Source organism: uncultured Wocania sp. (genome assembly GCF_964021735.1).
Taxonomy (GTDB): Bacteria; Bacteroidota; Bacteroidia; order Flavobacteriales; family Flavobacteriaceae; genus Wocania_A.
In genome coordinates this window covers 1-10,764 of record NZ_CAXIBN010000107.1, presented here as the reverse complement: position 1 = coordinate 10,764, position 10,764 = coordinate 1, and the positions used below count along the sequence as shown (strand labels likewise).

Here is a 10,764-nt window from a genome sequence, read left to right as displayed (position 1 = left end):
GCTTCGCTCCACAGAATGGCATCGTCGGCTCCTCTCATTTTGGCATGTTTTTCGGCTTGTGGCATCAAACTGAAATAGGTGTTTATATAGGGCAGCATAAGTTCTGTATCGTTCTGCGCCGCCAGTCCCCAGTATTGTTGTTGGGTGTTCCAATGGTGTGGCGTTACCCAGTTTCTCACATCGTGATTCCACGTCCATAAACCGCCATTAAACACTACAGGATATTTTCCTCGGGAAGAACTTGCCATTAAATAACGACGGAAATAATACAGGTTCTCTATATAATCGTTTCCTAAATGGACAAACGATTGGTTCCAAAAGTTGTCCCACCATAATGTGTGTTGCTCTTTTTCCTTTGAAACGGTCTCCTTTTCAACAGCATTCAATAATTCAATAGCGGCTGTTGTAGGGTTGTCCGATTCGTTTGATGTTACCAAGGAAATGAGTACTGTAACCTCATGATTTTTTGCTTGGGATGTTGTTAGTTGCGCTCTTTTTTCGCTTATGGTTTGAGCTACAACGTCTGCTCCCAATATTCTGCAAACTACCGAAAACTGAAGCCCTTCAAACGATTCTTCCAATACAATATCCTTATTTAAGGTTGATGCTTGCGTATTTCCCAGTCCTATTTTGGTGTTTTTTGAATACCCACCATACCAGCCTGCAAAGGCACGACTGCCCCAACGCTCTAAATCAACATGTATTTTAGAGCCTTTTGCATTCGGGTTTTTCGCATCCGATTTAATGTTTACAACCCAAACATTTTTATTGGGCGACACCCAAGAGGTTATTTTACTCTCTGAAAATGGTGTTTGCGATTGCATGGATACCTCGGCATCCTTTAGCGATAATCTACTATCAAAATCATCAAGATATAGCCAATCGAATTGAGGCACTCCCAAATCAATGCTCAATCTTGCGCCTCCTCTTAAAGTGGCTTCCGACTCTGCATTGGGCTGGTCGAACAAATCATTTTTATTGATTTGGATTTCAAGTCCATTTTTGGTATTCCAAACCATGCCGCCCAAATCGCCATTCCCTAGAGGAAACCCCTCAAAACCCTCATAAGCAGGGGTTTTGTAAACAATGTCGTGTTTGGTGAGATAAGAGGCATCTACTTCAAAAATCGGATTTTGTGATGATGCGTTTTGAAAGCAGAAGGCAAAACCTACTATTGCAACTAATTTAATTTTGTTTTTAAACATTTTTTTTATCATTATTCCACAATCAATAACCAACCTTTGGTAGGGTCTATGGTAAGATCATCATCTACAGAAAATAGCTGTTCTGGTTGAAACTCTTCAATTTTAGGTGCTTTCATTTTTACCTTGCTCTTATCTAAACCAACGGCATCCCAATCTATATTTAACTTAACGTTTACGGTTTCTTTTGCCCAACTGGCTACCGATATTAAAACCTTACCATCTTTTATATAAGCTGTGGCCTTTACATCGGGATTGGTAGTGCTAACCACAGGGTTTTTGTCCCAATAGCCAATCATTTTTGAATCTTCAATACCAAAGGCATCCCAAACTTTCCAAATTTGTCTGGGGTCGCAACTCACGCCATCTGTAAACCAAGGGTAGCGTACGGTCATGCCATAGACCATGCCTCGCCAAGGGTTTCCTCCTGCGTGCAGCATATCACCCATATGTCCGAATGGAATACCAGACACTTCTACCAGCCAATTTTCTGCAGGCATCTTATCATATATAAAACTCTCTCCAAACCACAATTTATCCAAATACGGGAAAAATTCGGTGTATTGGGTTGCAGGCCCTTTTGAAAACCCGGTATTAGAATGTAAATCCATCATACAGCCCGGTTTTGTTCTATCTAAAATTTTACGCATGCGTTTTAATATACGTCTATCGTAAGAGACATCATCCAAGTACAATCCATCAATATCTATGTGTTTTACCAACCAAGACAGACCTTCCAAATAATAGTTATACCATCTGGAATCTCCTGGGGCATTAACAATAGAAGCATCGATGCCGTTTTTTAAAGGCGAGTACCACTGCCAACGGTAATCATCTACCAAATGTTCTTGCAACCATGGATAACCACCACCTTTACCAGTGCCTAAAATTTCATCACCCAAACTGCGTAAGGCCCATATTTCGGTTGTGTAATTGGTGAGTTCTCTAATGGTATAGTAAATTTTTACCTTTAGGTCTTTGGCGTGCATCTCGTCCACAAAGCTCCGCATTTCCTCTGTAGCAATAAACGGATAATTAATATAGGGGTTATAATCGTTGGCATGATGCAGATTTACAATCTTAACACCATCGGTAATTTCATTATCTTCTGGTTTAGGGTCCAATCCATCGTGGTAGTATCGATTGGTAAATTGTGCTTTAGCGTCTATTTGTCTTACAGGTGTAATTAAGAACGACGCTTCAAAAACCAAAGTTTCTCCTTTTTTAAATTTTCGTTTTCCAGAGTAGATGGTTGCAGTGGTTTCATCTGTACCTTTTTCTATTGAAAAACCACCTTTGCCATCATTATCCCAACTTTCGGGTGGTTCGGGCTTGTAAAGGTTAAGTAATGGGCCATGGTAGCTACCGCCCCTTAACTCTACATGTAATCCGCCATAGGTGTTTCCTACCCAAAAACTATCGTGAGGGCCTTTCCATTTTGAGGAATGCTTTTGAGGGACAAAGGTACCCGGTAAGCCCATACCCATCATATATTCTGCGATATTGGATTGAAAAGGGATTTCTAGTTTAAAATTACTGAGTTCGCCATCCTCTTTGGCGATAAGCTTTATTTTATAGTTTAAGTGACCATCAAACTCAGTTGTATTTGTGGTTTGCACCTCAAAGTTTTCAGAATGTGCCAAAACGGTTCTTTCAAAAATACCTGAATCCAGGTTTGTAGATTCTGTCTTGGTATCTTCTACCGTTTCTCCTTCTAAGGTAAATTTTATAGGGCTTTTTAAAATTTCGGTACCCCAAACCGCAATGCCAGAAGGTAAACCAAATTCATCTAATGCAATCTGTTTTCCATATAAACCGAGTTGATTTTCATCTTTTAAGGTAATAGGCGTGTAGGGTTTTGTAGGTTCGTTATCTATACCCAAGGTTGAATTTAACCAACGTAAGCGGGAGTGCCTCCACGGTTCGTTATCGCCTCTGTCGGCAATTGTTTCATTTAAAACCTGTAACGTGATTTCAATGGTTTGGTCGGGTTGGTTATTTGCTTTTATGGTCAAAGAACCTTTGTAAACTCCCGATGGCGTATCAGCAGAAACATCAGTACCCACCCAAAGTGCTTGCACACAGTCTTTGCTAACATCAACCTGCTTTGTAAATGGTTTGCCATAAGGGTCTATACCATCGGTATTGAAACAGGTAAAGGCACTTGCTGGAATACTATTGTTATTTGATGATTTTAAATCGTGAAATTCCAGCTTTACATTTTCAATATCTTTTTTGGAAGCGTAAACACCAATTTGAAACGCATAGTATTCATCTTTTTGAGCCTTCCCTTCGAATTGATGGGTTACGCCTTCTTTTATCCATTTTAAAGGCAGATGATTCCGCATTTTAATAGGATACTTTCTATCTTCAGCAATGGCAATATAATCTGAATTCGTACTGCTTACAAACTGTTCTTGTTCGGCTTGTGTAGCAGTAACTTCCATAGGATAAAACGAGTCGAAATCTGTTCTGGCTTGAATCTCTGTACAGATGGCCTTTGGTAATTTTTTCAGCTTTTTGGGCTGCTCCAATTTGTTTTCTTCCATCCAATGCTTGCTCGGGGCATCTTCTTTTTTAAGATAGCCGTAACGATAAAACCCCCATTCATTGTCTGGTTTAAATGGTAAATAGTAGAAGTAATAAGTTCCCTTTTGAACAGGTCCAAAAACCAATTTACAGGTTTCATTATTTACGGATACTCTATGAATATTGGGAATGGTATCTCCTGTTTGGGCATTGACTATTAAAAGCCGACGTCCATCAGGGTTTTTATCATGTCGCCTCCAGTTGAAGTCTAGTTTAACGGCATCGGTCTTTTTAGAAACCTCAATAACGGCTCTGTGATTACCAAAGCCGGCTTCCCAAGGGGTTTGTGCTATGTTATATGGAATTTCAGTTTGTGCCGAAGCTATACTGATTACCAAAAACATACCAAATACCTTAATGTGTTTTAACCATTTATTCATTTTACGCATACTATTTATATTATTATTAAAATTGATTATGATATCTATTCCATATGTAATCGACAGCTTCCAGTTCATTCCAGCTAGGAGTTACAGGATATGATTTGTCTTCTTCTGTCCAAGCTTTTTCGAAAGCAAAAAAATCTGGATATGTACTTTTATTTCCTTCAAGCTCATTTTTACATGATGCTATATACGTCTGCCACCTTGGCAAGTAATAATCTTTTAATAAACCAGCATATTCTCTGTAAGCATAATCGTTTACAACATGCTTTTCATAAGTCCAAGTGGTTATTAACATTCTAGCGTTTTTATCAAATTCTTTACGTTCTTCATCAGAGGTAGCTCTTTTACTAGCCATATCTAACCAAGTTCCCAGTAAGAATTTCTTATTAGACCCCATCAAGCTATCTTGATCTTTAATTAAATCTAAAAAATTGCTAGACCATGTATTAAATTCTGAAAGGTCTTTTGATTTGAAAGCATTTTGCATGTTACCATATAATTCTCTTCCATAATTTGCGATGACCTGACGCGTAACATCAACTAAATCGAATCTGAAATTATCTGAATCTGAAAAAGCTTCTTTATTATTGTAAAGTAATTTCCAAGCTTTAACTAGCTCTTTAGGATCATAATCTAGATTACTATAGCCCCAAGCTGATACTTTGTTAATATTCCACCCTGGTCTGGCACACAACACCGATTCTAATGGCGGGCTTCCATCCTCTCCTGAAGCATGTTTATATTTTGAGCTATAAACCGTGTTTCTTAATATCTGATAGGCTTCTTCTATATCTGGATTTATATTTCCATACCTACTTTTCACATAGGTTTTAAGCCAATCGTCCATATTTACTTTTTCGGTTTCCCATCCTAAATCGAAAAGCAGGTCATAGAGGATAGCGTCTTGCCCAATACCCTCTGGTGTTGCCCCAATACCCGTCATGTTTTTTCCTAAAGGATGTTGCAAAGCCTCTATAACATCATGATTTGTTCGGTCTAATTTAGCTGTCATTCCTGTTTGACCTCCAAAATTTGGAATTTCACTCCATACCCAATTATGCCCCATAAAACTTTCCTTTCTTGCCCATTCTGATGGTTTGCCTCCCCATTGTGGTAAAGCTTCGGCGTATAAATCAACAACAAGAGCTCTTCCCAATGGAATCCCTTTTAACAAACTGGAAGTAGGATTTTCGCCCCAAGCCTGAAGCACCCAAGTAGCACCTGAACTATGTGTGTTCATAGCTTTGTATATATTCTCTGCTGCCTTAGTAACATTTACACCTTTAGAACTGCCTCCTTCATGAAATGGGTCTCCTTGATAAAAAGCAGTTTTTCCATATAACTTTTCCTGTTCTTCATAATAAAAAGTTGCTACTTTTTTGAAAAGACTGTCATTAGGTATTAAGAAACCTGGGCGCTTAAAATTAAGCCATGTACCAGCATCGTGAATTTTGGCATCTGGATATTTTTCTTTTAATGAATTGGGCACCATACCATAAAAACCTTGATAAACAGGTGTCATACCTAGGGATTTCATGCGATTAACAATTTTCTTCTGAAGTTCGGCTTGAGCATCAATCCAACTTTGGTTTATAGGTCCTCCCCAACCTTCGAGGTTACCCAATAACCACCATCCTGTATATGCCGGTCCTGGTAAAAAATCCTTAATTTCCTCATCAGTATAATCTAACCTTTTTAAGGTGTTTTGCCATACCGCTTCCTGTCCTACTAGTGCCAATGGTCTATTAATGCCATGCAAAGCCATCCAGTCTATTTCTTGTTCCCAGCGTTCCCAGTCCCAAAAAGCCATGGTGTAATTAAACGTACAATAGTTAAAATAATAACGATTTGGAACGCTTGCCTCCTTACGGACTTTTTCTTGTATAAGCGGAAGTGGTTCTTCTTTAGCTGGCAATTGGTTTCCAGACCATGAAAAACTCGCGTTACAATAATTTCTTAAATAATAATGCAAGCCATATGCTATAGAAATAGGTGTATTCCCATTGATTATTATTTTTGAATTACTTGAGTCTAACTCGAAAATGTCCTTATTATCTTTAGAGGATATAATATTAAATTCGAATTGACTCGCTCTATCGGGCAAAAGACGGTTTAACAACGCATACGTAGATTCTAGTTCTTGAGGTATTTCATTCTTAGAAACACATCCAAAACATAAAAAAAGTAAAATTAGAATTATAAGGTTGTTTGTATTTTTTTTCATTTGCTTCTTATTGAAGTGATTCAAATTTTTGTCTTTATAACTATTTACTCAGACAAAGTAAATGACAATTTCCGTTCCACATCTTCACCACTTGGCATTATAACCAAATGACCTGCCTTTTCATGCTCCATTTTCTGTATGGTAACACCTTCCATTTTAGGGGTCAATTTCAAAGAATCCATATTGACCTTACTTATATCTGACACATAAATACGTGTAGGTGCGGTGATTGCTTCATTTTCTTCCCAAGTGCAATTAAAAACTCCTGACTCATAATCAAAACTATAGTTTTTCAAAACCCCCGAAGTTTCAACAGGGTATGGTTTCTTTAGCACATCAAGAAAAGAGGCCTCCAATAAAAATTTTCCATAAGCCCAAAAAGCATCACTAAAACCATGTTTACTGAATTGGTTAAGTAAAAAATCGGCTGTTGGAATCAAATCAGGTGATTTTCCATGTAATGCTCCCCACTCGCCTATTAAAACTGGAACATTCAAACGTTGTCCTGTTTGAGCAATTCGCTCAAAAATTAATTCTACACGATCATTGCTTCCTAAAGTAAGTGCATCGGAATCAACCACTAAGTCATACCCATGTGCCGCATAAGCCACCAAAGGATCTTTTTTTCCTTGCTCATCAACAATTTCCCCAAGTGATCCAACCAATCCCATATTAGTAAAATAACTGTGCTCGGTAAAAATGATGTGGTTTTTATTAACCTTGCGAATTTCGTCGCGCGCTCTTTGGTAAAATGCCGTTAGTGTTCCGCTTTCAAAATTGGCATTAACCTCATAGATAACATCTAGCCATTTTTTATAAGTTTCTTTATCAGATAAAGTTCCTAAAACCTGCATTTTATCTGTATTCCATAAATGCATAACTTCTTCTAATGAAGGTGGTGCTTCTCCTGATTGTTCTGCCATCACTTTGGCATAAGACTCTAACAGTAAAGGTGTAATTTTATTGGCCTCAGACCCCATAAACGGCTCGTTCATCACATCGAATCCAATCACCTTTGTATGGTCTTTGTAACGTTCTGCCAAAAACTTCCATAAACTTAAATAGTGGTCTTGAATACCCACGCCATCTGATGCTGGGGTATTGGCCCAAAAATTATCGAAAGCAGTCTGCACAGCAGGACTAATTAAATAAGCTTCACTCCATACATCGCCAGTAACATGTGGCTGATTATTGGTTATTGTAGCCCAAGACGGAGCACCATCACTAAAATCAACACTAAACAAATCTTGGTGCATATCAAGAAAAACGTACAGATCATTATCAGTTGCCCATTGAATCATTTCATCTATCCCTTTAAGGTATTCTTGATTATATTTACCTGGTTCTGGTTCTAGTCCATCCCAAATTATGCCTAATCTAATGACATTAAAGCCCCAGTCTTTAAACATTGCAAATTCTTCTGGACTTATATGCCCCAAATAATTGGTTTTAGGATCTTTGTTACAAACACTAATTCCGTGTAGGACTAAGTTTCTGCCTAAAGAGTCAATGAATTTCTGTCCATGAATCGATACATGTTTATTATGTAAGCTCTCTACTTGATTATCTTTAGACTTACAGTTTTGAAAAAATAATGTCGCTAAAAGCAGTATACTAAGCCATTTTACCCTTATCATTTTTAAATATTTAATTTATTATATATGCATTTATATCGTTAGAAGATTTTTATAAAAACCTTTTAATCCTCAAGTATTAAAACCACTTTCCCTCTTGCACTCTCTTTTTCTTGTATGTTTAACATATAAACTTTAATAGACGCACCATTGTTTGCTCGTACATCTGATAGGGTAAATGGGTACAAAGCAAAAGGCGTTCTTTTACCTATTACACTCACCGCTTGCTCATTGCCTACGATTATACCATCGGCGAGCAATTCTACTTTCTCAATACTTACATTCGTTTTCCCATCTTCATAGATTATCTTAACACCTTTTAATTTTGAGATATGTTCCCTTTTTATTGGTACTTCTATTATGGTATCTTTAGACGACCAATCGCCAGCAATTATATCGTCTGATTTTGAAATTTCGGGAATTGATTTTTCTATCGCTTGTTTTACCAAAGATTTTGCCGATTCTAAGGGGTTTTCAAACGGGTTTATTTTGCTAACACCTTTTTTTAACACCCATGCATCTTCAAATGCTCTATTATCATAGGGTTCATTCTTTTTTAAACTTTCTAATTTCCCAGCCATTCTATCACGATAGTAATCTCTAGTTAATCCGCCCCACATTCTAGCGGCATAATCATTTACCCCAGACCTAATTTTAGGTGCCCCCCAAACTGTTAAAATGCGCCTAGCATCTAATTCATACCTGTCTTGCTGTTCTAGATTCGTACTTGATTTACGTGCAAAATCAATCCATCTCTGTAAATTTAAGGTAGGATGATTTTCTAATAACTTATCTGCATCAGTAAGTAATTGCAATGCCCATTCTCCTGCTTTATCCCGTGTTTCAAAATCTAAACTTTGATGTGCATTATAGGTATACCCAAACCAATCCTCGGCCTTATGGCATAAAACAGTAGCAGCAAATTCAAGAGCATCTGCCTTATAAAGTTCGGAGTCTTTTAATTGATCTGCGCAGGAAAGAAATTTAGTAATGGCTTCAAAAATACGAGGATCTTTATCGATTGTTCCCTTAAACCATGAACCACCATTTCCTTGGAAACCAAAACGCGGATGATCGGTCATAGTTCCATAACTGGTTTGTCTTAATAGTTGCCATGCTTCAGCCATTTCTGGTGGGCATGCACCATATCGCGCTTTTGAATAATTAATATACCAGGTATCTAAATCAATAGCGTCATGCTCCCAAGCCATATCGGAAACTAGCTCAAAAGTGACGTCATTATTTTCAATACCCTCAGGAGCAAATCCAAAACCTACATTATTCTTTTTAAAGGGAGATTCTAAGAGTTCTATAGGATTTGTAGCATAATAATCATGCACCCCTGTATGTCCTGTCTTTCCTCCACTATTAAGCATAAAGCCATAAATCCAAGGTTTGTTATTATAGCCTTCAAAAACCTCATAATTATACCCGTTTTTATAAGCTATCCCATTGTATTCATAAGCATAATCAAGAATCATCATTTTGTCATCTGGAATTCCACTAAATAAAGCACTCGTTGTTGTCTTGTTCCAAATATGTCTTTGATAAGTAAACATCCAGCCTTGCACTACCCAAACAGCATCAGGATTTCCAGATTTTAAAGATTCATATATAGCACTCCCATAATCAGCTAAGAGTTCTGTAACTGGTTGGTCTGTTTTTGGAAGATCTAATTCGTTAAAACTATCGGCTAAATAATATTTACACTCACCGAATTCTTTTTCCCATTCTTCAATAAACAGCTTTCCTATCTTCTTAAATAATTGTGTTCTTGGACTTAGCAAAAAGGCATGATACTTTTCTGGAAGCCCTCCCCAACTAACTTCTAAGAGTTCATTCTCCGGACTAATTCTAGTAATATCTTTAGGCACAAACCCCGCAAAGGCAGGAACAATAGGACTCATCCCTAAAGCTTTCATTCTAGCTAATATTTTGTGTTGCAATTTAATTTGACCTTCATGCCATTCGCTTGTAAGTAAATCTCCATCAAGATCATTGATATTGCCCATACGTTGCCATGGCAATAACGATGGTGCTGTATAAAACTTATTAATTTCCTCATCTGTTAAGCCTAACTTTTTCCAAACCCTCGTTGCAATCGCTTCATTCGCCACTAAGGCTAGTGGTAAATTCATCCCATGAAGGGCCATCCAATCGATTTCCTGTTCCCATCTTTCCCAATCCCAATATGGGGTTGAATAACCGAATGCACATACATTTAGATAGTAACGATTCTTGTAAGGTGTTGTAGCACGTTTTTGATATTGAGGAAGTTTTTCGGGAATATTTATATGGGAACCAGACCAAGTTACCATAGAATTTGTAGCATTTCTTAAATAATCGTAAGCTCCTTTGGTAAGTGCTATATTTGAATTTCCTGTTATTAATACTTTATTATTCTTTACTTCTATTTTATAAGAATCGAGGGAATCATTTTCTTTTAATTGCAACGTAAATTTTGATGCATTTTCCTCGCCTAAAGTCCTAATTAAAACATCGTATGCTGTTTTTTTATTATTTAATTGAGCATTTGTTGGTTTAGTACATGCAGTTAATAATATCAATAACGCCCCTACTTTAGCTATATTTTTATTTAATGATTTCATCCTTAAAATTTCTTATAAAATAAATATTTTTATATATAAATAATATATTCATTTATAAACAAAAATATAAATAATTATTGGTTTACAATAACAATAAACAATCTATAAAACTATTTTTTT

At 37.0% G+C, this 10,764-nt stretch carries 5 protein-coding genes; all 5 read right to left on the bottom strand.

What is annotated here, in order from left to right; genetic code table 11:
- The coding region (locus tag AADI82_RS10255) for a DUF5703 domain-containing protein (protein ID WP_341216349.1) at window positions 1-1,205 on the bottom strand (1,205 nt) is incomplete at its 3' end.
- 11 nt (window positions 1,206-1,216) lie between these two features.
- Entirely contained in the window at window positions 1,217-4,171 is a 2,955-nt protein-coding gene (locus AADI82_RS10250; RefSeq protein ID WP_341216348.1) for a glycoside hydrolase domain-containing protein, read from the bottom strand.
- 25 nt (window positions 4,172-4,196) lie between these two features.
- On the bottom strand, window positions 4,197-6,401 hold the full coding sequence (locus AADI82_RS10245; RefSeq protein WP_341216347.1) for an alpha-N-acetylglucosaminidase: 2,205 nt from the start codon (window positions 6,399-6,401) through the stop codon (window positions 4,197-4,199).
- Between the two features lie 44 nt (window positions 6,402-6,445).
- Window positions 6,446-8,038, bottom strand: a complete 1,593-nt coding sequence (locus AADI82_RS10240) for a cellulase family glycosylhydrolase (protein ID WP_341216346.1) — start codon at window positions 8,036-8,038, stop codon at window positions 6,446-6,448.
- 62 nt (window positions 8,039-8,100) lie between these two features.
- On the bottom strand, window positions 8,101-10,644 hold the full coding sequence (locus tag AADI82_RS10235; protein WP_341216345.1) for an alpha-N-acetylglucosaminidase: 2,544 nt from the start codon (window positions 10,642-10,644) through the stop codon (window positions 8,101-8,103).
- Window positions 10,645-10,764: the final 120 nt, after the last annotated feature.